The organism is Streptomyces sennicomposti (assembly GCF_019890635.1).
In the GTDB taxonomy this organism is placed as follows: domain Bacteria; phylum Actinomycetota; class Actinomycetes; order Streptomycetales; family Streptomycetaceae; genus Streptomyces; species Streptomyces sennicomposti.
The window spans coordinates 71,106-95,725 of the sequence record NZ_JAIOAB010000023.1; the positions used below are offsets into that span (position 1 = coordinate 71,106).

12 protein-coding genes are annotated in these 24,620 nt (G+C 73.3%); 11 read left to right on the forward strand and 1 reads right to left on the reverse strand.

Annotation, left to right across the window (positions count from 1 at the left end; genetic code table 11):
• Positions 1-83: 83 nt before the first annotated feature.
• The 9 genes from K7787_RS15610 to K7787_RS15650 all read left to right on the forward strand — a co-directional run bounded on the left by K7787_RS15610 (position 84) and on the right by K7787_RS15650 (position 19,737).
• A complete protein-coding gene (locus K7787_RS15610) occupies positions 84-5,321 on the forward strand; it encodes a non-ribosomal peptide synthetase (RefSeq protein ID WP_223001780.1) in 5,238 nt (1,745 codons plus the stop codon).
• Positions 5,322-5,356: 35 nt separating this feature from the next.
• Complete coding sequence (locus K7787_RS15615; RefSeq protein WP_223001781.1) at positions 5,357-8,689, forward strand: non-ribosomal peptide synthetase; 3,333 nt, start codon at positions 5,357-5,359, stop codon at positions 8,687-8,689.
• Positions 8,686-13,146 carry a non-ribosomal peptide synthetase gene (locus K7787_RS15620; protein ID WP_223001782.1) on the forward strand — a complete coding sequence of 1,487 codons (4,461 nt, stop codon included), beginning with the start codon at positions 8,686-8,688 and terminating at the stop codon, positions 13,144-13,146. Before K7787_RS15615 ends, K7787_RS15620 begins: the two co-directional genes overlap by 4 nt.
• A 3-nt stretch (positions 13,147-13,149) precedes the next feature.
• Positions 13,150-14,265, forward strand: a complete 1,116-nt coding sequence (locus tag K7787_RS15625) for a 3-methyl-L-tyrosine peroxygenase-related protein (RefSeq protein WP_223001783.1) — start codon at positions 13,150-13,152, stop codon at positions 14,263-14,265.
• A complete protein-coding gene (locus K7787_RS15630) occupies positions 14,262-16,613 on the forward strand; it encodes a M20/M25/M40 family metallo-hydrolase (RefSeq protein ID WP_223001784.1) in 2,352 nt (783 codons plus the stop codon). Before K7787_RS15625 ends, K7787_RS15630 begins: the two co-directional genes overlap by 4 nt.
• A 64-nt stretch (positions 16,614-16,677) precedes the next feature.
• Entirely contained in the window at positions 16,678-16,875 is a 198-nt protein-coding gene (locus K7787_RS15635) for an MbtH family protein (RefSeq protein WP_019985359.1), read from the forward strand.
• A 37-nt stretch (positions 16,876-16,912) separates the two neighbouring features.
• Positions 16,913-17,956 (forward strand): methyltransferase, encoded by a 1,044-nt coding sequence (locus K7787_RS15640; RefSeq protein WP_164387959.1) that lies wholly within the window; start codon positions 16,913-16,915, stop codon positions 17,954-17,956.
• A gap of 133 nt (positions 17,957-18,089) precedes the next feature.
• Positions 18,090-19,181 carry an SAM-dependent methyltransferase gene (locus K7787_RS15645; protein ID WP_247720930.1) on the forward strand — a complete coding sequence of 364 codons (1,092 nt, stop codon included), beginning with the start codon at positions 18,090-18,092 and terminating at the stop codon, positions 19,179-19,181.
• A gap of 13 nt (positions 19,182-19,194) precedes the next feature.
• A complete protein-coding gene (locus tag K7787_RS15650) occupies positions 19,195-19,737 on the forward strand; it encodes an alpha/beta fold hydrolase (protein ID WP_223001785.1) in 543 nt (180 codons plus the stop codon).
• Between the two features lie 42 nt (positions 19,738-19,779).
• Here the strand turns inward: K7787_RS15650 and K7787_RS15655 are convergent, their stop codons facing one another.
• Positions 19,780-22,248, reverse strand: coding sequence for an excinuclease ABC subunit UvrA (locus K7787_RS15655; RefSeq protein ID WP_223001786.1), 2,469 nt, complete (start codon positions 22,246-22,248; stop codon positions 19,780-19,782).
• A 163-nt stretch (positions 22,249-22,411) separates the two neighbouring features.
• Between K7787_RS15655 and K7787_RS15660 the strand changes: the two genes are divergently transcribed.
• Positions 22,412-23,461, forward strand: a complete 1,050-nt coding sequence (locus K7787_RS15660; RefSeq protein ID WP_078512129.1) for a methyltransferase — start codon at positions 22,412-22,414, stop codon at positions 23,459-23,461.
• A gap of 5 nt (positions 23,462-23,466) precedes the next feature.
• A complete protein-coding gene (locus K7787_RS15665; protein ID WP_223001787.1) occupies positions 23,467-24,618 on the forward strand; it encodes a prephenate dehydrogenase/arogenate dehydrogenase family protein in 1,152 nt (383 codons plus the stop codon).
• Positions 24,619-24,620 lie beyond the last annotated feature (2 nt).

A 24,620-nucleotide genomic window follows, 5' to 3' on the forward strand; every position in this document is an offset into this window, starting at 1 on the left:
TCCGGCCCGGCGCGCTCGTCCGGCAGGTGAGCCGCGCCGTCCTCCGTGACGGACAACGACTCGAACGTTCCTGAGAGGTTGACGTGCTGACGTTCTCCGAACTGCTGCAGGAGCGGGCCCGCACCCGCCCGGCCGACGAGGCGTTCACCTTCCACCGGGCCGCCGGCGCCACCGGCGGGCCGGACACGCACCGGACGGACTACGCCGGACTCGACCGGGCGGCGCGCGCGGTCGCACAGCAGCTCGGGGACGCCCGCGGGGAACGGGCCCTGCTCCTCTACCCGCCCGGCCCCGAGTACGTCGCCGCCTTCTTCGGCTGCCTGTACGCCGGGGTGCTCGCGGTGCCCGTCTACCCGCCGGACCTCGCCCGCTGGGAGCGGTCGCTCGGCCGGATCCGCGCCATCGCCCGGGACTCCGGTGCCCGGCTGGCGCTGACCACCCGGGACCTCGTCGCCGACGTCCGCACGCTCAGCCAGGACTTTCCCGAGCTGCGGGAACTGTCCTGGCTGGGCACCCCCGACGCCGCCGAGGCCGAGAACTCCCCGGACCCCTCCTGGACCCCGGTGGACGTACGGCCGGACGAGCCGGCCTTCCTCCAGTACACCTCCGGCTCCACCGCGGACCCCAAGGGCGTCGTCCTGACCCACGCCAACCTGCTCCACAACACCGCGGCCATCGCCGACGCCTTCGCCCTGCACTCCGGCAGCCGCGGGGCGATCTGGCTGCCGCCGTATCACGACATGGGACTCATCGGCGGCATCCTCGCCCCCGTCCGCTGCGGCTTCCCCGTCGGCCTGATGTCCCCGCAGGACTTCCTCCAGGACCCCGTCAGCTGGCTCAAGCTGATCTCCGACACCCGGGCCACGTGCAGCGGCGGCCCGAACTTCGCCTACGAGCTGTGCGTCCGCCGCACCACCCCCGAACAGCGCGCTCGACTCGACCTCAGCACCTGGGAACTCGCCTTCTGCGGCGCCGAACCCATCCGCCCCGACACCATCGACGCCTTCCTGCGCGCCTTCGAGCCGTCCGGCCTGCGCCGCAGCGCCTTCTACCCCTGCTACGGCCTCGCCGAGAGCACCCTGATCGTGGCGGGCCCGGCCAAGGGCGCGAAGCGCTCCCCGGCCCTCTTCGACCGCGCCGCCCTCACCCGGAACGAGGCGGTCAGGGCACAGCCCGCACCGGCGGCCGACGGCCCCCGACCGCTGGAACTGGTCGGCGTCGGCGCCCCGGTGCCCGGACTCGACGTGGCCGTCGTGGACCCCGAGACCGGCGCCGCCCTGCCCGACGGACGGGTGGGCGAGATCTGGGTGACCGGAAACAGCGTCGCCCGCGGCTACTGGAACGCGCCCGAGGCCACCGCACGCACCTTCGGCGCCGCGCTGCCCGGCCGGCCGGGCGTCCGCTGGCTGCGCACCGGCGACCTGGGCTTCCGCTCGGACGGGGAGCTGTTCGTCTCCGGCCGCCGCAAGGACGTCCTGATCGTGCGCGGACGCAACCACTTCCCGCAGGAGGTCGAGCAGAACGCCGAGGCCGCCCACCCCGGCCTGCGCCCCGGCTGCAGCGCCGCCGTCCAGACCGCGGACGGCCGTGTCGTCCTGGTCGCCGAGGTCCGCCCGGCGGTCACCCCCGCCGACGCCCCGGCGCTCGTCGACGCCGTCCGCGCGGCCGTCACCGCCGCCTGCCGACTCGCCCTGGACGAGGTCGTCCTGGTCGAGCGCGGCTCGGTGCCCAAGACCTCCAGCGGAAAGATCCAGCGCAGCGCCACCCGCGATGCCTACGAGCAGGACACGCTGCCCCGGCTCCTGCCCGCCGCCGCCCGCCCCCGCCCCGCCGAGGACGGAGTCCGGGGCCGGCTGACGGCGCTGATCACCGAACTCGGCGGCGTCGCGCCCGCCGGGGACGCGGACGGCGGACTGGTCGAGCACGGACTCGACTCCCTGGCCGTCGTCGCCTTCCGGCAACGGCTGGAGAGCGACCTCGGCGTCCGCGTCCCGCTCGCCGACCTGATGGCCTGCACCAGCCTCAAGGCCCTCGCCGACCGGGTGGAACAGGCCGAGCGCACACCCACGACCGACAGCGCACCGCGCCCCGGCGACGACACCGAGGCCGGGCGGGCCCCGACCCCCGTCGTCACGCACGGCGAGCGCGCGCTCTGGCTGCTCGACCGGCTCCACCCCGGCGACCCCGCCCACACCATCGCCCGCGCCGTCCGGCTGCGCGGCCCGCTCGACCCGGAGGCCGTACGGCACGCCCTCCAGCGGCTGACCGACCGCCACGAGGCCCTGCGCACCGTGTTCGACACGGCCGACGGCGAACCGATACGCGTCGTCCGCCCGCACCAGGACCTGGCCTGGACGACCGCCACCGGCGGACCCGAGGAACTGGCCAGGTTCCTGGAGCGCCAGGCCACCGCCCCCTTCGACCTGGCCCGCGGGCCGCTGCTGCGCGCCGCCCTGTTCGAGGAGACCCCCGACAGCCGCGTCCTGCTGATCGCGGTGCACCACATCGTCGCCGACCACTGGTCGCTGAGCCTGCTCACCGACGAACTGGCGGAACTCCTGGCCGCGGCCCGCGACGGCCGGGAACCCATTCTCGCCCCCGCCACCCCGCACAGCCGCCACACCGCAGCCGAGCGGGACTACCTCGACAGCCCCGCCGCCGAGGACGACTGGGCCTACTGGCGGCGGCAGTTGGCCGGCCCCCTGCCGGAGCTGCGCTTCCCGGCCGAAGCCGCGCCCGAGGACCACGCGGACGCCGCCGGCCGGACGGACACCGGCCCGGTGCACGAGGTGGAGCTGCCCGCGCGCCTCACCGCCGACATCGAGCGATGCGCCCGCGACCACGGGACGACCGTCTTCGCCACCCTGCTCGCCGCCTTCTGCGCGCTCCTGCACCGCACCACCGGCATGGACGACCTCGTCGTCGGCACCCATGTCGCCGACCGCACCTGGCCGGGCGCCGACACGGCCGTCGGCTACAGCCTGAACACCGTCCCGCTGCGCGTCGGCCTCACGGACGACCCCGCCTTCCGCACCCTGCTCCAGCGCACCGCGGGCGTGGTGACCGGGGCACTGGAACACCACCGCTTCCCCTTCGGCCTGCTGGTCGGACGGCTCGCCCCCGAACGGCGCCCGGGCCGCACACCGCTGGTCCAGGTCTCCTTCGGGATGTACCGCGGCGGCAGCCGCGCCGGCGCCGACCTGGCCCCGGCGGCCCTCAACGTCCCCGGCCCGCTGACCGCGTGGGCGGGCCACGACGCCGAAACGGTGCCCGTGACGCCCGCACCGGCGCCGTTCGGACTCTCCCTCACCATGGCCAAGGTCGGCGACCGCCTGCGCGGCACGTTCGCCTACGACCACACCCAGGTGACCCGCACGACCGTGGCGCGCCTCGCCGCACAGTTCACCCACCTGCTCCGGCACGCCGTGGCCGCCCCCGACTCCAGCACCTCCGCCCTCTCCCTCCTGGGCGAGGGGGAGTGCGGGGTGGTGGTGGCCGGTGGTCGGGGTGTGGTGGCGTCGGTGGGTGGGGTGTCGGTGCATGGGGTGTTCGAGGGGGTGGCGGCTGCTTGGCCGGGGCGGGTGGCGGTGCGTGATGGTGAGCGTGTGGTGTCGTATGGGGAGTTGGATGCGTGGGCTTCGGGTGTGGCGGGGATGCTGGCCGCGCGTGGGGTGGGGCGTGGGGATGTCGTAGGTGTGTGTCTGCCGCGGTCGGTGGAGTTGGTGGCGGTGTTGTTGGGGGTGTGGAAGGCGGGGGCGGCGTATGTGCCGTTGGATCCGGTGTATCCGGCGGCGCGGACGGTGGCGGTGGTGGGGGATGCGGGGCTTTCGGTGGTGGTGTCGCGTGCGGGTGTGATGCCGGCGGGTGTGGAGGCCGGGTGTCCGGTGGTGTTGCTGGGCGAGGTGGACTTCTCCGCCTCGGTGGCTGCTCCGGGAGTCGCGGTCGGCAGGAGCGATCTGGCGTATGTGTTGTACACGTCGGGGTCGACGGGTGTGCCGAAGGGTGTGGAGATCGCGCAGGGGAGTGTGCTGAATCTGCTGGCGTGGGCGCGGGAGACGTTCGACGCGGGCGAGTTGTCGGCGGTGGCTGCGGTGACGTCGGTGTGTTTCGACCTGTCGGTGTTCGAGTTGTTCGCTCCGTTGACGTCGGGTGGGTCGGTGGTGCTGGTGGGGAATGCGTTGGAGTTGTCGTCGGTGAGTGTGCCGGTGTCGTTGGTGAATGCGGTGCCGTCGGCGGTGGCGGAGTTGGTGGCGGGGGGTGGGTTTCCTGCGGGTGTGGGGACGGTGTGTATGGCGGGGGAGCCGTTCGCGGCGGAGTTGGTGGGCCGGTTGCGCTCGCTGGGTGTGGGGCGGGTGCTGAATCTGTACGGTCCGTCGGAGACGACGACGTATTCGACGGGTGCGGAGCTGGGTGAGGGGACGCTGGACCCGGTGCCGATCGGCCGGCCGATCCACAACACCCATGTTCTCGTGGTGGATTCGGCGATGCGGCCGGTGCCGTTCGGGGTTTTGGGGGAGTTGTGCATCGGTGGTGCGGGGGTCGCCCGTGGCTATCGGGGGCGTCCGTCGCTGACGGCGGAGCGGTTCCTGCCCGATCCCTTCGGTGACGAGCCGGGCGCTCGGCTCTACCGGACCGGTGACCTGGTGCGTCAGCACGCCACGCATCTGGAGTTCGTGGGCCGGGCGGACCATCAGGTCAAGGTACGCGGCTTCCGCATCGAACTCGGCGAGATCGAAACCGTCCTCGGCGCGCATCCCGCCGTGAGCGAGGCCGTCGTCCAGGTCCGCGCCGAGGGCGAGGCCGGGCGCCGGCTGGTGGGTCACGTCGTGCCGGCCGGCGGCAGCGGCGACGGGCATCTCGCCCGCGAACTGCGGGACTTCCTCGCCCAGCGCCTCCCGTCCTACATGGTCCCGGCGGGGTTCGTCTTCCTGGACCGGCTGCCGCGCACCCCGAACGGAAAGATCGACCGAGGCCGGCTCCCGTCGGCCGAGCGCCTGACCGTGGGCTCCGGTGACCGCGTCCCGCCCCGCGACGACACCGAGCGGCGGGTGACCCGCATCGTGGCCGGCCTTCTCGATCTCCCGGCCGACGAGATCGGCGTCCACGACAACTTCTTCGACATCGGCGGGAACTCCCTCCTCGCCAGCCGTCTCGCGGCGCTCCTCGGCAAGGAGTTCGCCATCGAGGCCTCCCTGCGGGCCGTCTTCGAGGCCCGGACGGTCGAACAGCTCGCGCGCTACGCCCGGACCGCCACCGCCCCGCCGGCGGTCATCCCACGGGCCGCCCGCACGCCCTTCCGGCCCAGCGCCTCCCCACGGTGACCCCAGCCGCATCCGTCGCAGAGAGGAACGCCACGATGAGCAGCACGGAGCACGCCCTGACCGGTACCTTCGTCTTCCCGGCCTCCTCCGGCCAGGAACGGCTGTGGTTCCTCCGGGAACTCGACGCCTCCGGAGGCGCGGCCTACCACCTGCACGCCGCCTTCGAGGCCGACGGCCGCCTCGACCGGGTCGTGCTGCAGCGCGCCCTCAACCACGTCGTCGCCCGCCACGAGTCCCTGCGGACCCGGATCGTCCACCACGAGGGACGACTCGTGCAGGCCGTGGTGCCCGGCGCCCAGGTCACCGTGTCGGTGGTCGCCGTGGAGGACCGCGACGGGGACGGCGGACGCGCCGAGGCCCACCGGATCTCCGCCCGCGAGTCGCGGCGGCCCTTCTCGCTGGAGCACGGTCCGCTGCTGCGCATGACCCTGCTCGAACTGCCCGACGGCCACCACATCCTGCTGGCCACCCTGCACCACATCGTCGCCGACGCCTGGTCCGTCTCCCTGCTCCTGGCCGAACTCGCCGAGAGCTACCGGGCCATCAGCGCGGGCGAGGAACCGAGACTGCCCGAACTCGGCCTCCAGTACGCCGACTTCACCGTCTGGCAGCGGGAGTGGGAGCAGAGCGAGGAGTTCCGGGGCCTGCTCGACCACTGGCGTGAGCGGCTCGACGGCGCGCCGACCCTGCTGCACCTGCCCACCGACCACCCCAGGCCGGCCGTCCAGACCTTCCAGGGCGACACCGTCCGCGACATCCTCCCGGCCGGCCTCTCCCGGGCCCTGCGGCGCCGCGCCCAAGAGCACGACAGCACCCTGTTCATGGTCATGTACAGCGCGCTGCAACTCCTGCTGGAACGCAGCACGGGCCAGAGCGACTTCCTCGTCGGCACCCCGATGGCCAACCGCACCCGGCCCGAACTCCAGCAGACGATCGGGTTCTTCGCCAACACCGTGGTGCTGCGCAGCGACCTCGACGGCGACCCGACCGTCGCCGAACTCATCGCCCGCACCCGGCGCACCTGCCTCGACGCCTACGCGCATCAGGCCGTCCCCTTCGAGAACCTGATCGCCGAACTCCACCCCGAGCGGACCCCCGGCCACAACCCGCTCTTCCAGACCCTGTTCGCGCTGGAGGACAGCGCGTACACGACCTTCTCCCTCGGCGGAGTGGAACTCACCCGGATCGACGGAGACAGCGGCACCGCGAAGTTCGACCTCTCGCTGTTCGTCGTGGACGGCGAGGACGAGCTGGCCCTGCGCGCCGAGTACAACACGGCCCTCTTCGACCGGGCCGGCGTGGAACGCCTCGTCCGCCACTACCGGCGCGCCCTGGAGTTCGTCGCCGAGAACCCGGACCGCCCGGTCAGCGACCTCTCCCTCCTGGGCGAGGGGGAGTGCGGGGTGGTGGTGGCCGGTGGTCGGGGTGTGGTGGCGTCGGTGGGTGGGGTGTCGGTGCATGGGGTGTTCGAGGGGGTGGCGGCTGCTTGGCCGGGGCGGGTGGCGGTGCGTGATGGTGAGCGTGTGGTGTCGTATGGGGAGTTGGATGCGTGGGCTTCGGGTGTGGCGGGGATGCTGGCCGCGCGTGGGGTGGGGCGTGGGGATGTCGTAGGTGTGTGTCTGCCGCGGTCGGTGGAGTTGGTGGCGGTGTTGTTGGGGGTGTGGAAGGCGGGGGCGGCGTATGTGCCGTTGGATCCGGTGTATCCGGCGGCGCGGACGGTGGCGGTGGTGGGGGATGCGGGGCTTTCGGTGGTGGTGTCGCGTGCGGGTGTGATGCCGGCGGGTGTGGAGGCCGGGTGTCCGGTGGTGTTGCTGGGCGAGGTGGACTTCTCCGCCTCGGTGGCTGCTCCGGGAGTCGCGGTCGGCAGGAGCGATCTGGCGTATGTGTTGTACACGTCGGGGTCGACGGGTGTGCCGAAGGGTGTGGAGATCGCGCAGGGGAGTGTGCTGAATCTGCTGGCGTGGGCGCGGGAGACGTTCGACGCGGGCGAGTTGTCGGCGGTGGCTGCGGTGACGTCGGTGTGTTTCGACCTGTCGGTGTTCGAGTTGTTCGCTCCGTTGACGTCGGGTGGGTCGGTGGTGCTGGTGGGGAATGCGTTGGAGTTGTCGTCGGTGAGTGTGCCGGTGTCGTTGGTGAATGCGGTGCCGTCGGCGGTGGCGGAGTTGGTGGCGGGGGGTGGGTTTCCTGCGGGTGTGGGGACGGTGTGTATGGCGGGGGAGCCGTTCGCGGCGGAGTTGGTGGGCCGGTTGCGCTCGCTGGGTGTGGGGCGGGTGCTGAATCTGTACGGTCCGTCGGAGACGACGACGTATTCGACGGGTGCGGAGCTGGGTGAGGGGACGCTGGACCCGGTGCCGATCGGCCGGCCGATCCACAACACCCATGTTCTCGTGGTGGATTCGGCGATGCGGCCGGTGCCGTTCGGGGTTTTGGGGGAGTTGTGCATCGGTGGTGCGGGGGTCGCCCGTGGCTATCGGGGGCGTCCGTCGCTGACGGCGGAGCGGTTCCTGCCCGATCCCTTCGGTGACGAGCCGGGCGCTCGGCTCTACCGGACCGGTGACCTGGTGCGTCAGCACGCCACGCATCTGGAGTTCGTGGGCCGGGCGGACCATCAGGTCAAGGTACGCGGCTTCCGCATCGAACTCGGCGAGATCGAGACCCAGTTGAACGCCCACCCGGCGGTGCGCGAAGCCGTCGTCCAGGTGCGGTCCGACGGCCCGACCGGCGACCGGCTCGTGGGATACGCGGTACCGGCCGACACGGCCCCCACCAGCACGACTCCCACCGGCACGGCCCCCACCAGCACGACTCCCACCGGCACGGAACTCGCCCGCGCCCTGCGGGAGTTCCTGGCGCAGCGGCTTCCCGCCTACATGGTCCCGGCGGGGTTCGTCTTCCTGGACCGGCTGCCGCGCACCCCGAACGGAAAGATCGACCGAGGCCGGCTGCCCTCGGCGGAACGCCTGACCGTCGTCTCCGGAAACCGGGTCGGCCCGCGCGACGAGACCGAGGAGGAAGTGCTCCGCATCTGGGCCGGCCTTCTCGATCTCCCGGCCGAGCAGATCGGCGTCCACGACAACTTCTTCGAACTCGGCGGGGACTCCCTTCTCGCCGGTCGTATGGCCCACATCCTCGGTGAGCGATTCCGGGTCCGCGTCCCCGTCCGCGAGGTGTTCACCGAGGCCACCCCGGCCCGGTTCGCGGCCCTGATCGCCGAGGGCCGGCAGAAACAGCTGGGAGCCGACGAGGAGTCCCGTCGCATCCAGTCGTTCCTCGACGAGGTGGACGACACACAGCTCGACCGGCTGCTCCACGCATACGCGTCCGTCACGCGCGAGTCGCTCGACCATTCGCAGGAGGAAGAGAAGTGACCACATCCATCGACGAGCCGAACCAGGCCCACGGCGAACTCCTCGCCCGGTTACTGTCCTCGCAGAACGTCGAGCACGCGGCCAGCCTCTCCCCGGAGCAGCGGCGTCTGCTGATGCTCATGAACATGGAGCCGGGGATGCCGGTCCACCGCGTCAGCGGCTACCGGCTGAGCGGCGCCCTCGACGTCGCCGCCCTCCAGCAGGCCCTGGCCGCCCTGACCGGCCGGCACGAACTGCTGCGCAGCTCCTTCACCGAACTCGCCGGGCGCGTGGTGCGGGTGGTGCACACCGTCAGCGAGGCCCGCCTCGTGGAGCACACCCCCACGGCCGGCGAGTCCGCCGAGGAGTTCCTCGCCCGGCACACCCGGGCCGAATTCGACACCCCGCTGGACCCGTTCGCCGGGCAACTGCTCCGGGTGCTCCTGCTGCGCACCTCGGCGACCGACCATGTGCTGCTGCTCACCGCGCACGAGCTGATCGCCGACGAGTGGACCCCGGACCTGCTGATCCGCGACCTCGTCGCCGAGTACCGCCGGGTCCTCACCGGCGGCGCGGACGCCCCCGCGCCCGCCGCCGCCCCGTACAGCGACTACGCCCGCTGGCGGCTGGAGCGGACCGAGGCCCCGGAGACCGCGCGGCAGCTCGACCACTGGCGGCAGCGGCTCGCCGGGGTCCCCGTCCTGCAGTTGCCCACCGACCGGCGCCGTCCCCCGGCCAAGACCTACCCGGGCGACTCGGTGACCGCCGCCGTGTCCCCGGCGGCCGCGGCGGACCTGGACCGGCTCGCCGAGCGGCTGGGCGCCGACGGCGAGTCCGTGCTCCTCGCCGCGTTCCAGACGCTGCTGTCCCGGTACGCCGGGCAGTCCGACATAGCCGTCGGCGTGCGCACCTCGGTCCGCGGGGAGCGCTGGCCGGACCTCGCCGGCCCCGCGGCGAACACCCTCGTGATCCGCACCGACCTGTCCGGCGAACCCGGCTTCGAGGACGCCGTACGCCTCACCGACCGGGCCCGCACCGAGGCGGGCGCGCACGCCGAGATCCTGTTCGGCACCCTCGTGGACGAACTGCAGAGTTCCTCCCGCGATGTCAGCCGCACCCCCTTCTTCCAGGCCATGTTCGACTTCCGCGACGCCCGCTGGTCGCTGGCCGCGCCGGACCTGACCGTCACCCCCCGGGCGCTGCCCGCCGGACGGACCGTCGTGGACCTCGCGCTCCAGGCCGTACGCGACGAGGACGGGCTGCTGCTGCGCCTGGACTACAACACGGACCTGCACGACGCGAGCACCGTCCGCCGGATGCTCTCCCACCTGACCACCCTGCTCCACGAGGCCGTGCGCGCCCCCCGGCGGCCGGTCGCCGAACTGCCCCTGCTCGACGCCGACGAGCGCGAGCTGGTGCTGCACACCTGGAACCGGACCGAGGAGGAATTCCCCGCACACCTGGGCATCCACCAGCTGGTCGAGGCGCAGGCCGCACGCACTCCCGACGCCCTCGCCGTCAGCTGCGGCGGAGTCTCTGTCACCTACCGGGACCTCGACGAACGGGCCAACCAGCTCGCCCACCACCTGCGCGACCGAGGGGTCGGCACCGAGTCCCGGGTGGCGATCTGCCTGGAACGCTCCGTGGAGATGGTGATCGCCATGCTCGCCGTGCTCAAGGCGGGCGGCGCCTACGTGCCCCTCGACCCCGAGTACCCGGCCGAACGCCTCGGCTATCTGCTGACCGACAGCGACACCCAGGTCCTCATCACCCAGTGGGAACTGACCCGGGGCCTCGTCTTCGACCGCGAACGCGTCCTCATCGACGAGGACTGGCCGCGGATCGCCCGCTCGCCCCGGCACCGCCCGGACGTCGAGGTGGACCCCGGGCAGCTCGCCTACCTCATCTACACCTCCGGCTCCACCGGCCGCCCCAAGGGCGTGATGCTCACCCACCGCGGCGCCGTCAACAACCTCACCTGGCGGCAGCGCCGCTGGCCGCTCGGCCCCGACGACCGGGTCCTGCAGAACCACTCCTTCAGCTTCGACCCCTCCCTGTGGGCCACCTTCTGGCCGCTGCTCGCCGGCGCGAGCGTGATCATCACCCCGCCCGGACAGAAGTACGACGCCAAGGCCCTGGTCCGGCTCCTCGAAGAGGAGGAGATCACCGTCTACGCGGCGGTGCCCTCGCTCAACTCCGTGCTGATGGAGGAGCCCGGCATCGAGCGCTGCACCAAACTGCGCTACGTCCAGAGCGGCGCCGAGGCCCTGACCGGCGCCCTCCAGCGCAGCGTCTTCTCCCGGGTGAGGAACGCCGAACTCATCAACTTCTACGGCCCCACCGAGACCACCGTCGACTCCACCGCCTGGGTGTGCGAGCGCACCGAGGACCCCGAGGCGGCGCCCATCGGCCGGCCGGTCGCCAACCTCACCGCCTACATCCTCGACGACAACGCCCAGCCGGTGCCGCCCGGAGTGGCCGGGCACATCTGCGTCGGCGGCGTCGGCCTCGCCCGCGGCTACCACGGCCGTCCCGGACTGACCGCCGACCGGTTCGTGCCCGACCCGTTCGGCGCCCCCGGCCGGCGCCTGTACCGCACCGGCGACCTCGGCCGGTACACCGCCGACGGCACCATCGAGTTCCTCGGCCGGGCCGACACCCAGGTCAAGATCCGCGGCTACCGGATCGAACTCGGCGAGGTCGAGACCGCGCTGACCGGCCACCCCGAGGTCCGCGAGTCCGTGGCCGTGGCCCGCGAGGAGGCCAGTGGCGACCGCCGGCTCATCGGCTACGTGGCCCGCACCCGCGGCAGCGAGCTGCGCCCGCACACCCTCCAGGCCCACCTCGCCGAGTCCATGCCCGCCTACATGGTGCCGTCCGTGATCGTCGTCCTGGACGAGTTCCCGAAGACCCCCAACGGCAAGATCGACCGCAAGGCCCTCCCCGCCCCCGGCGACGTGAGCACCGTCGACACCGGCGCCCTCGCCCAGCCGCGCACCGAGCTGGAGACCGAGATCGCGGCCCTGTTCGCCAAGGCGCTCCAGCTCCCGGCGGTCGGCGTCGACCAGGACTTCTTCGAGGCGGGCGGCTCGTCGCTGATGCTGGCCCGGCTCGCGTCCCAGCTCGTCAACCGGTTCGAGATCGACCTGCCCGTGCACCAGCTGTTCAAGACGCCCACCGTCGAGGGCGTCGCGGCGGCCGTGCAGGAGCACCGCAGCGGCGACCTGCGCGAGGCCCTGGTCGACCGGCAGATCCGGATGCTGGAGAAGGACGCCGTCCTCGCCGACGACATCCGGCCCGACGGCCTCCCGCACGCGCGGTGCTTCGACCCCCGCGCCGTCCTGCTGACCGGGGCCACCGGCTACCTCGGGGCGTTCATGCTCCAGTCGCTGCTGCGGCGCACCCGCGCCGACGTGTACTGCCTGGTCCGGGCCGCCGACGAGACCGCCGCCCTCGGGCGGCTGCGCGAGACGATGCAGCGCTACCTGATCTGGGACGAGAGCTACGCCGCCCGGATCCGGCCGCTGCCCGGCGACCTCGGCCGGCCCCGCGTCGGGCTCTCCGAGGAGAAGTGGACCGAACTCGCCGGCACCCTCGACGCCGTCTACCACAGCGGCGCCACCGTCAACTTCGTCTATCCGTACTCGGCGCTGCGCAAGCCCAACGTCGGCGGCACCCAGGAACTGCTGCGGCTGGCCTGCACCACCCGGCTCAAGGCCTTCCACCACATCTCCACCGCGGACGTCGTCCTCGCCTCGCACATGCCGCGCCCGCTCCTGGAGGACGCGACGGCCCTCGCCCGCCCCAACGACGACCCCGGCGGCTACACCGGCAGCAAGTGGGTGGCCGAGAAGATCGCCGACATCGCCCGCGAACGCGGCGTCCCCGTCAGCATCTACCGGCCCGGCCTCATCCTCGGCCACACCGCCACCGGCGCCACCCAGGCCGAGGACTACCTCGTCGTCTCCTTCCGCGGCTTCGCCGCCATGGGCATCGTCCCGGAGTACCCGCGCATCCTCGACGCCGTGCCCGTCGACTACGTGGCCGACGCCACCGTGCACATCTCGCTCCAGCCGGACGCCATCGGCGACTTCTACCACCTGTTCAACCCCGCGCCGGTCAGCATCCGCAAGTTCTGCGACTGGATCAGGACCTTCGGCTACGACTTCGACATCGTGCCCTTCGAGGACGCCCGCGAACGGGCCCTGGAGGTCCCGCCCGGACACCCGCTGTACTCGATGGTCCCCCTCATCCGCGACGCCGAGGCCGACCCGCAGGAGTCGCTGGACCCCCGGCTCATCCACCTGGTGCAGCCGGAGGTCGAATGCCGCAACACCCTGCGCGCCCTGCGCGGCAGCGACGTCGTCTGCCCGCCGGCCGACGAGAAGCAGGCCCACCTGGTCCTGCAGTACCTGATCGACCAGGGCCACCTCGAATCGCCCGAGCAGATGCGGGCGAAGTACGGCCGGAGCGTGTGACCCATGCCCACCGACCGACCTGACGACCCGCGAGAGGAGGAGACCCGGATGCAGCCGCTCACCCCCTTCCACCTGCTCCGCCCGCAGGACCTGCCGCGCACGGTGGAAGAACTCGGCGACACCGCCTCGGGACCCGCCGCCCCGCAGCTCGCGGCGCTCGCCGAGGCCCTCCTGGACGGACCCGACGAGAAGACCCAGGACCGGGCGCGCGAGGCCGTCGCCCTCCTGGACGAAGCCCTGCCCGACCCGGAGCCCGTCGGCACGGACCCCGACGAGTCCCCCGGCAACCGCGCCAACGACGAGGCCTTCGCCATCGTCCGGGTACGCGGCGACGCGCTGCACCTGCTGCGCCGCTCCACCGCGCACGCCTACCTCGTCCTGTGCGAGGAGGAGAGCACCACCGGCACCTCGCTGCCCGCCGCGCAACTGCACCGTCTGCACCTGGCCTTCGGCGCCCTGTTCGCCCTGTACTCCGGCACGCCGGTCCACCGGGCCGAGGCCGCGCAAGGCACCCCGCGGGCGCCCCGGCCGCTGCCTGCGCACACCATGGGCGAGGCGGACGCGCTGCGCCGCTGGACCCGCGGCCACCGCGTGTTCATGGCCCTGGTCCAGGGCATGGTCGTCGCCTGCCACTGCATGGGCGACCGGCTGCGCGCCGGCGACCCGGAACGCGCCCGGCAGTTCCTCGCCCTGGCGACCACGCTGATGCGGGGCTCCGGCGCCGCCCTCACCTTCACCGGCGACTTCCCGTACTCCGCCTACACGGTACGGGTGCGCCCGACCCTGATCCCGCCCAGCGCACCGCCGGACATGACGGGCCTGCGCTGGCGCGACCACGAGTACCTCATCCGGGTGCTCAGCGACCTGCGCCCGCTGTTCGGCGACCTGCCCCCGCTGCTCGCGGCCGACCACCGGCGGCTCGCCGAGGCCCTCGACGAGGCGTACCAGGCGCACAAGAGCGTCTGCTCGCACTTCGTGGGCAGCGACACCTCCAGCGTGCTCATGGCCGACCGGACCAACGAGTCCGCGGTCGCCACCCTGGAACGCTTCAGGCGCTCGCGGGGCCAGCTCGTCAGCGGTCGCCGCCCCCGCGGCGGCCGCCGGGAGGAGCAGCCGTGAGCCCGTGGCCCGCCCCGGCCGCCGCCGGGCAGACGCTGGCGCCCCTCGGCGCCACCGCCGGGGCGGCGGCCGCCCTCCTGGGAGCCGCCGCACTGCTCGCCGCCGGCATGCTGCGCCGCCCGGAGGCCGCTCCCGAGGAGGCCCCCGGGGACGCGTTCTCCGCCGAACGGGCCCTGCGCCACGTACGGGAGATCGCCCGCGCGCCGCGCCCCCTCGGCTCCGCCGAACACCGCCGGGTCCGCGCGCACCTGGTCCGCGAACTCACCGGGCTGGGGCTGACCTGCGAGGTCCAGCGGGCCACCGTCGTGGACGAGTCGGACGGGATGCGCCCGGGCGCCACCGTGCGCATCGCCGCCGACGTGGCCAACGTCGTCGCCGTGCTGCCGGGGGCCGAAGGCGCCTCGCGGCGCCCCGCGGTGGTGCTGGTCGCGCACTACGACACGGTGCCCGCCAGCCCCGGCGCCAACGACAACGCGGTCGCGGTCGCCGCCCTGCTGGAGACCGCGCGGGCCCTGGCCGGCTCCCGCGGCAAGCTCGCCAACGACGTGGTGTTCCTGTTCACCGACGCGGAGGAGATCGGCCAGCTCGGCGCGCGGGCCTTCGTCGAACGGCACGAACTGCGCGAACGGATCGGCGTGGTGCTCAACTTCGAGGCGCGCGGCAGCCGCGGCCCCGCCCTGATGTTCGAGACCGGGCGCAACGCCCGGGCCGCCTACCGGCACCTCGAACGGGCCGCCGCCCACCAGTACACCTCCTCGCTGTTCCGGGAGGTGTACAAGCGGATGCCGAACGCGACCGACTTCAGCGTCTTCGAGCGGGCCGGGGCGCCCGGGTTCAACTTCGCCCACATCGGCGGCTACACGCACTACCACAGCGCCTCGGACACACCCGAGGCAGTCGAGCCGCAGACCCTCCAGCACCACGGCTCGTACGCGCTGACCCTGGCCCGCCGGCTCGGCGAGGCGGACCTGGCGGCGCTGCGCGGCGCGGAGGGGGAGGAGACCGTCTTCTTCACCCTGCCCACCGGGCGGCTGGTGCGCTACCCGGCCCGCTGGACCGTGCCCCTGGCCGCGGCCACGGCCGTGATCTGGCTCGCCGCCCTGGCGCTGCTGGTCCGCGGCCGGGCCCTGGACGCGGGGATCACCGCGCTCGGCGCCGCGGCGGCCCTGCTGCCGACGGCGGCCGTGGCCCTGGCGGCCCAGACGGCCGGCGCCCGACTCGGGGCGCGCCGCCCGGAGTTCGCGTACTACGGGCACCCCAGCCGCTTCGGCGGGCTCTTCCTGAGCGGGATCGTCGCCGCGAACCTCGCCGCCCACACCCTGCTCGCGTGGGCCTTCGGCCGGACGGGGCACCCGCTGGAACTCGCGGCCGGCGCCACGGTGTGGTGGCTGCTGCCCATGCTGCTCACCGCCCGCGCCGCACCCTGCCTCGGCTATCTGCTGAGCTGGCCGCTGCTGGGGTGCGCCGCCGGGCTCGCGCTGATCGGCCACGGGCCGCTGCCCTCCGCCCTCGCCGGGCTGGCGCTGGTCACGGCCGGCCCGGTCTGCCTGATGGGCCCGCTGGTCGCCCTGACCTACACGGCCCTGTCGCAGCGGCTGTCGGCCGTGCCCTCGCTGGTGACCTCCTGGGTGTGCATGGCGCTGTACGCGCCGCTGGGCGCGCTGACCGCCGCCCTGGGACGGCCGCTGCCCGCCGCCCTGGCCGTCGCCGCGCTCGCCCTGGCGGCGGCCGGACTGCGGCCCGGCCGCGACCGCGCCCGCTACCGCGGGGTGCTCTACGCCCTCGACGCCGACCGGGGCCGGGCGGTGCTCGCCTCGGTCGAGCCGGAGACGGTGGCCGGCCCGGGCGCGCCCGGCGCTCCCGAGCACGGCCCGCTGCCCGAGTTCTTCGGCGAGGAGGACCACCGGTACTTCCACGCCGAGACGGCCCCGGCCGAACTGGCCGCCCCGGCCGCGGTGGTGACCAGTACCGACGCCTCCGCCGGGCGGCGCACGGTCACCCTCTGCCTCGCCTCCCGGCGGGGAGCCGCCGAAGCGGTGCTCTTCCTCGACGGCGCCCGCGTCCTGCACTACGAGGTCGACGGCTGCCCGGGCGAAGGGCGCGGCGGCGAGGACGACGACTGGAGCCTGTGGCTCTACGGACTGCCGGCCGAGGGGCGCACCGTCACGGTGACCGTGGCGGACGACGGACCCCTGCGGCTCCGGCTGATGGACCGCACCGACGGCGTGCCCCCCGGGGCGCTGCCGCCCGGCGACGGCCCGCCCGGCCCGGCCCTGCCCGCACCCGCCCTGGGCAGCGGCATGCTCTGCAACGCCACCTGGGTCAGCGCCTCGACGGCCCTCGCCTGATCCGCGCCCGCCCCGCGGGACATCCCGACCGAACCCCCACCGACCGGCCCAAGGAGGAACAGCCGTGCCCGGCTTCCTGGAAGAGAACTCGACGGTCCCCTGCAAGGTCGTCGTCAACGACGAGGAGCAGTACTCCGTCTGGCCCGTCGACCGCGACACCCCCGACGGCTGGCACGACGAGGGCTTCACCGGCCCCCGCGCCGACTGCCTGGCCCACATCGACGAGATCTGGACCGACATGCGCCCCAAGTCCCTGCGCTGACACCCGACGCCCGCCCTCTCATCCGAAAGGAAACGACATGACCGCCACCCCGCTGACGATGGACGGCCTCACCCCCATCCTGTTCGGGCACGCCTCCTTCCAGTACCTCAACGCCGGCTGCGAACTCGGCCTGTTCGAGCTGCTGCAGGACAAGCCCGACCTCGCCAAGGAGGACATCCGCCAGGAGCTGGGGCTCGCCGAGCGCGCCACCGACATCCTGCTGCTGGGCACCACCTCCCTCGGCATCACGGTCAAGGAGGACGGCCGCTACCGCAACGCCCCGGTGATCGAGAAGCTGTTCACCGACGGCCAGTGGTCCATCTTCGCGAGCGTCGTCGCCTTCGAGGCCCACATCGTCTACGAGGCCCAGGCCGACTTCACCGAGTCCCTGCGCCAGAACACCAACGTGGGCCTGCGGCGCATCCGCGGCGTCGGCCGCGACCTGTACCACCGCTTCCACGAGAACCCCGACATCGAGCGCGTCTTCTACCGCTACATGCGCTCCTGGTCGGAGCTGTCCAACCCGTTCCTGCTGGAGAACGGCGACTTCGGCTCGGTGCGCACGGTGGTGGACGCCGGCGGCGGCGACGCCGTCAACGCCATCGCCCTCGCCCACGCCCACCCGCACCTGAAGATCACGGTGATGGAGATCCCCGCCTCCGGCCCCATCGCCCGCCGGCGCATCGAGGAGAACGGCCTGTCCGACCGGATCACCGTCCACGAGGGCGACATGTTCCAGGACCCGTTCCCGCAGGGCGTCGACTGCGTCCTCTTCTCCCACCAGATGGTCATCTGGGAGCCCGAGGAGAACATCGCCCTGATGAAGAAGGCGTACGAGGCGCTCGCCCCCGGCGGCCGGCTGGTGATCTTCAGCTCGGTCTCCGACGACCAGGGCGACGGGCCGCTGATGGCCGCGCTCGACAGCGTCTACTTCGCCGCGCTGCCGGCCAAGGGCGGCATGATCTACGCCTGGAAGCAGTACGAGCAGTGGCTCCAGGAGGCCGGTTTCCAGGGGGCGAAGATCACCCGCAAGGCCGACACGGGATGGACGCCGCACGGCATCATCACGGCCGTGAAGTGACCGCCCGGGGTGGGGCGGGGGAGCGCCCCGCCCCACCCCGGCCCGCACCCGATCCCCGCACGGCCGGCCAGTCGTCGCCCCGGCGTGCCCCGACCCGAGGCGCTGCGAGCAAGCGCCCGATGGGAGCCCTTCGATGTCACCACACCGAGCTTCACCCACCCGTACCCCGACGCCCGCCCCGACCCGCGCACCGGCCGCGGACGACGCCGCCGTGGCCGACCTGCTCAACGGCTTCATCGGCACCTATGTCCTCTACTCGCTGATCAGGACCGGAGTGCTCGACCACCTGTACGACGGCCCGGGCGCGGCGGGGGGCGGCGCGGTGCCGGTCGCACGGCTGGCCGCCGACACGGGCACCGACCCCGACGTCCTCGTCCCGCTGCTGCGCTCCGCCGACCGCGCCGGGCTCCTCGCCCACGACCCGGCCCGCGCCGAGGTCGCCCCCACGTCGCGCGGCCGGCACGCCCACCGGGTGCGCGGCTACTTCACCGCCACCGTCGGCGGGTTCGGGGACGTGTTCCGCAGCCTGGACTCGCTCGCCCTCGGCCGCGACTCCTTCGCGAGCGGCGCCCTCCAGGACGGCCACCTCACCGCCCTGGGCTGCGCGCAGAACTGGACCTTCCAGAAGCCCCTGTTCGACGAGGCCACCGCCGGTTTGGCCTTCACCCACGCCGCCGACATCGGCTGCGGGGCCGCCACCCGGCTGATCCACCTGGTGGAGTCCCGGCCCGGCACCACGGGCATCGGCGTCGACGTCAACGCCGAGGCCTGCCAGCTGGCGCGCCAGAACGTCAAGCGGGCCGGCCTGGACGACCGGATCACCATCGTCCAGGCCGACATGCTCGACGTCGTCTCCGACCCGGCGGCCTACCCGCAGGTCGCCGAGGCCGACCTGGTGACCTCCTACTTCATCCTGCACCACTTCGTGGGCGGCGAGGTCGGCGGCAGGCCCTTCCTGACCGCCTTCCGGGAGGCCTTCCCGGCGGCCCGGCACGTCGTCGTGGCCGACGGGTTCACCGAGGAGCCGGGCGAACGGGCGCCCGTCACCCCGCTGTTCACCCTGGCCTACGAGCTGTTCCACGACGTCATGGGCATCGGTCTGCAGACCCATGCCGCACAGCGCCGGCACTTCGCCGACGCCGGGTTCACCGTCCTCAGCGAGATCGAGTTCGGGCATCCGCTGGAGTGGCTGTTCGTCCTCGGCTCGCCGCGCGAGGGGGAGTAGGGGGGCAGGGCACATGGCGCGGCCACGCATCATCTACATCCACGGCAACCGCACCATGCACTGGGCCACGGCCTGGACCCCGTGGCTGCGGGACGAGCTGCGCAACCTCGGCTTCGCCACCGAGTTCCAGACCTTCCCGGACTCCATCGCGGCCCGCCGGGAGTACTGGCTGGCCTTCCTGCGCGACCATCTGCGCGCCGGGCCGGACGACGTGCTGCTCGGCTGGTCCTCCGGCGCGGTCGCGGCGATCCGGTACGCCGAGCGGGAGAAGATCCGCGGCTCGGTCCTGGTGTGCCCGTACACCCGTCTCGACGACGAACTGGAGCGCGGCAGCGGCTACTTCGACGAACCCTGGGACTGGCCGGCCGTGCGGTCCAACCAGGAGGACGTCGCCGTGTTCCACAGCGACCGCGATCCCTTCATCCCGCAGGGCCAGTTCGAGACCGTGGTCGAGGCACTGGACGCGGTCGCCTTCGAGATCCCCGGCGGCGGGCACTTCCTGCACCAGCGGGAGTTCCCCGAACTGCTGGAGTACCTGCGGCTGACCTACGGGTGACCCGTCGCGGGAACACCGCCCGGCGGTGTTCCCGCGACGCGGTCAGCGGGCGATCCGCGCCAGATGCCGGGCCGTGGGACTGTCCCAGTCCAGCCCGCCGCGCGGGTCTCCCTGGTGCAGCAGCCGGCCGCCCGCCGCGCCGCCGCCCGGACCCATGTCCAGGATCCAGTCGGCGCAGGCCGCGAAGTGCAGGTCGTGCTCGGCGACGACCACCGTGCTGCCGCCGTCCAGCAGCACCTCGAAGGCGTCGACCAGCACCTGCATGTCCGCCGGGTGCAGCCCGGTCACCGGCTCGTCCAGGATCACCAGCCCCCGGCTGAGCCGCTTGGCGCCCCGCATCAGCGCGGTCGCCAGCTTCAGCCGCTGCGCCTCGCCCCCGGACAGCTCGGTCGCGCTCTGCCCCAGCCGCAGATAGCCCAGGCCGACCTGGCGCATGGCGCGCAGCGCCGGCGCCACCCCGGCGTCGTCGCCGAACAGCTCCGCCGCCGTGTCCACGGTCAGGTCCAGCACCTGGTCGACCGTGTGCCCCTTGTAGGAGACGGCCAGCACCTCCGACCCGAACCGCCGCCCGTCGCAGGCCTCGCACGTCACCCACAGCGACGGCAGGAAGTGCATGTCCGCCTGCCGCTGCCCGTGCCCCTGGCACGTCTCGCAGCGGCCGCCCTCCGCGTTGAACGAGAACGACGTGGCGGTCAGCCCGCGTGCCCTGGCCGCGTCCGTCCCGGCGAACAGCTTGCGGATCCCGTCGAACGCCTTGGTGTACGTGGCGGGGTTGGAGCGCGGGGTGCGCCCGATCGGCTCCTGGTCGACCACCACGCTCCAGGAGACCGCGTCGAGCCCGTCGATCGCGCCCACCGCCTCGCACGCCTCACCGGCCAGCGCCGCCTGCACCCCGGCCGCGAGACCGCCGTGCAGCAGACTGCTCTTGCCGCTGCCGCTCACCCCGGTGATGCAGGTGAGCCGGTTCACCGCGAACGCGGCCCGGTCCACCGACACATTGTGGACGGCGACCTTCTCCAGGGTCAGCCAGCGCGTGCCGTCGCCGACCGGGCGCGGGGAGCGGACGACGCGCCGGGCCGCCGGGTCGAGATAGCGGCCGGTGACCGAGCGCGGATGCCGGGCCAGCTCCGCCGGCGGCACGGACGCGATCAGCTCCCCGCCCTGCTGACCGGCCCCGGGACCGAGGTCCACCACCCAGTCGGCGCGCGCCACCAGCTCCGGGTCGTGCTCCACCAGGAACACGGTGTTCCCCGCGTCCCGCAGCCGCTCGAACATCGCGAACAGCGGCTCCTTGTCCGCCGGATGCAGCCCCGAACTCGGCTCGTCCAGAACGAAGACGACCCCGGTCAGCGCGGTGCTGAGCTGCGCCGCGAGCCGCGCCCGCTGCAGCTCCCCGCCGGAGAGCGAGGGAGCGTTGCGGGACAGCTGCACATGGCCGAGCCCCAGCAGGGACAGCAGATCGAGCCGGGCCGCGATCTCGGGCAGCAGGGTCTCGGCGATCTCCTGCTGGGTGCGGCCCAGCCCCTGGCCCACCCGGTCCGTCCAGGACCGCAGATCGGCCACCGGCAGACCCGTCACGTCCACGAACGACAGCCCGGCGAGCCGCGTGGTGCGCGCCACCGGCCCGTACCCGGTGCCCTCGCACGCGGCGCACGGCACCTGCCGCATGAACTTCAGATAGCGCTGCTTGGCGGTCTCCGTCTTCGCCGCCCGGAAGAGCCGTTCGACCTCGGCGACGGCCCCGCGCAGCGGCTGCTGGTTGTCCCAGGTCCAGGAGGCGCTGGAGTTCTTGCCGGACACCTTCACGCTGACCCGGATCGCCTCGTCACCGGTCCCGTACAGCAGCGCGTCCCGGAACCGCTCGGGCAGCTCGCGCCAGGGCACGGACAGATCGACGCCGAAGTGCCGGGCCAGCGAGGGGACCGCCGCCTGCTCGGGGGAGATCAGCTTGCCGAACCAGGGCGACGCCCCCTCCATCAGGGGCAGTTCGGGACGCGGGACGATCAGGTCCACATCGGGGTAGGGGACGCCGCCGGCGCCCAGGCAGTCCGGACAGGAGCCCTCCGGCGTGTTCTTGTCGAAGGACCTGCCGGAGACCGGGGGAGCGTCGGCGGGCCGGTCGGCGGCGAAGTGCGGGATGCGCGAGAAGAGCAGGCTCAGATAGGCGTCGAGGCCGGTCATGGTCGCGATGGTGGACCGGGAGTTGTGGTTCAGCTTGCGCTGGTCCACCGCCAGGGTGGGGGAGAGCCCCGCCACGCGCTCCACCTGCGGCCGGTCCTTGGGCGCCAGATACTGCCGCACGAACGGCGAGATGCCTTCCAGATACCGTAACTGTGCCTCCGCGTGCAGGGTGTCGATGGCGAGCGAGGATTTCCCGCTTCCGCTGACACCGGTGAACGCGACGATTTTTCCTTTCGGAATACGGACGTCGACGCCGCGGAGATTGTGCGTACGCGCCCCGGTCACCGTGATCCATTCGGTGATCTGGTCCTCCGGAATTACTTCGACCACGCCGTCCTCAACTCTCCCTGTAAGCGGCCGGATCCGACGGAGGCCCAGTATAGGGAGGGCGTCGATTCTGTCAGGAGTCTTTCGGTCATCCACCGGTCCCGGCGCCGGGCAGGCAGATTCCCTGGGGAAGGCCGGACACCGCAGCCGTACGACGGGAGGGCCCGTGCGCATACTGACGGAGCAGCAAGTCGACGACGCCCGGCGCATGCGGCAGATGCTCTTCGGGCACCTCCTGTCCAGCGCCCTGTGCACGGTGGTCCGGCTCGACGTCCCGGACCTGCTCGCCGACGGCCCCAAGGACGTGGCCGAGCTGGCGGCCACCGCGGACGCGGACGTCTCCTCCCTGCGGCGTCTGCTGCGGGGACTGGCCATGTACGGCGTCTTCGCCGAGCCCGCCGAGGGCGTGTTCGAACTGACCGCGCTCGGCCGGACCCTGTGCCGGGACGCGCCCGCCTCCGCGCGCCCCTCGGCCCTCCTGGTCTCCGGCGTCGTCGGCGCCGTGTGGGCGCGGCTGCCGCAGACCGTCCGGCGGGGCGAGCCCGCGTTCCGCGACGTATTCGGTGCCGATTTCTTCGAGTACCTGGAAAAGGAACCGGAGGTACGGGCGGCGTTCGGCGACTCCCAGGCCCAGGGGCTGGCGCTGGAACTGGACGAGATCCTGTCGGCCCTCGATCTCGGCGGCGCCCGTATCGTGGATGTCGGGGGCGGCGACGGGGCGTTTCTCGTCGAGGCGCTGAAACGGTTTCCGGATTCCAGCGGAATCGTCTTCGATCTGCCCGGAACCGCCGCACTGGCGGAGCGGAGAATCGCCGAAGCGGACCTGGCGGAGCGGTGCACGGTGGTCGCCGGCGACTTCTTCGACGCCGTCCCGGCCGGCGGCGACGTCTATCTGCTCTCGCACATCCTGCACGACTGGGGCGACGACGACGCACGGGCCGTTCTGCGCCGCTGCGCGGCCGCCGCGCCGCCGCACGCCCGGCTGATCGTGGTCGACCTGGTCCTGCGCGACCACGGGGACAGCGCCGAGGGCTACGAGTACGGCGGTCTGCTGGACATGTACATGATGTCGCTGTTCGGCGGTCACGGCGGCCGGGAGCGCACCGGCGGCGAGTTCGTCCGGCTCCTGGAGTCCGCGGGCTGCGTCGACGTCCGCGTCCGCCGTCTGCCGAGCGGGATGGCCTGCGTCGAAGCGGGCTTCCCGAAGGCCGGTTGAGGCCGGTGCGCTCGGCGCTGATCGTCGGCACCGGCTGCGTCGGCACCTCCGTGGCGCTGGCCCTGCGCGCGGCGGGCGTGACCGTGCACCTCGCGGACGGCGACCGCAACGCCCTGCGCGTCGCCGTCTCCCTGGGCGCCGGCTCCGCCGAACCGCCGGCCGCACCGCCCGATGTGGCCGTGCTCGACGTGCCCCCGGACGACGTCGCCCCGACCCTCGGCCGCCTGCAGAAGACGGGTGCGGCCCGGTCGTACACCGATGTGGCGGGCATCAAACTGCGGCCCCAGCGCGAGGCGTTGCGGGCCTCCTGCGACATGACCCGCTACGTCGGCGGCCACCCGATGGCGGAACCGGAGCACACCGGAGCGCTGGCCGCCCGCGAGGACCTCCTCCGCGACCGGCCCTGGGCGCTCACGCCCACCGAGGCCACCGGCACCCGGGCCCTGAACGACGTGCTGGAACTCGTCGCCCTCTGCGGGGCGACACCCGTCCTCGTGGACGCCGCGCGCCATGACGACATCGTCGCCAGGACTATACACCTACCTTACTTGCTGCAGGAGTTGATGTCCGAGGACGCGGCCGTTCGCCATCCGCTCGCCGACCGGGGCCTCCCTCCCGCCCGCCCGGCGTCTCCCGCCCCGGAGCCCTGGGGCGCCCTCCTCGCGGGGAACGCGGACGCGGTCCTGCGCCACCTCGGCGCCCTGGACGCCGGCATCCACGAGGCCATGGCGGCGCTGGAGCCCTTCGCCTCGGCCGAGGCCGGTACCGAGACCGGCCTCGGTACCGAGACCGAGACGGAGACCGAGACCGACGCCGAGCGCGCCGCGCCGGCCCTGCGGCGTCTGCACGCCCTCCTCGCCAGAGGAGCCGAACGGCCCGCGCCGACGCCCGTGCGCGCCGTCGGCACGGTCGCGGTCACCGTACGCGACGCCCCCGGGGAACTGGCCCGGCTCTTCGCGGACGTGGCCGCCGAGGGCGTCAGCGTCAGGGACGTCGCGATCGAGCACGGGCCCGACCACCTGCTCGGCACCGCCGAACTGCTCGTCGGCCCCGCCCGGGCGGCGGAGCTGGCCGCGGCGCTGCGCGCCCGCGGCTGGCCGGCGCGGCTCGCGCGCTCCGCCCCCGTCCGGCCCGATCCCCTGAAGGAGTTGACGTGACG

Excerpts from the sequence above, each read along its gene's own strand:
- K7787_RS15615 (WP_223001781.1), top strand. The coding sequence starts at position 5,357 with ATGAGCAGCACGGAGCACGCCCTGACCGGTACCTTCGTCTTCCCGGCC.
- K7787_RS15625 (WP_223001783.1), top strand. The coding sequence starts at position 13,150 with ATGCCCACCGACCGACCTGACGACCCGCGAGAGGAGGAGACCCGGATG.
- K7787_RS15640 (WP_164387959.1), top strand. The coding sequence starts at position 16,913 with ATGACCGCCACCCCGCTGACGATGGACGGCCTCACCCCCATCCTGTTC.
- K7787_RS15645 (WP_247720930.1), top strand. The coding sequence starts at position 18,090 with ATGTCACCACACCGAGCTTCACCCACCCGTACCCCGACGCCCGCCCCG.
- K7787_RS15650 (WP_223001785.1), top strand. The coding sequence starts at position 19,195 with ATGGCGCGGCCACGCATCATCTACATCCACGGCAACCGCACCATGCAC.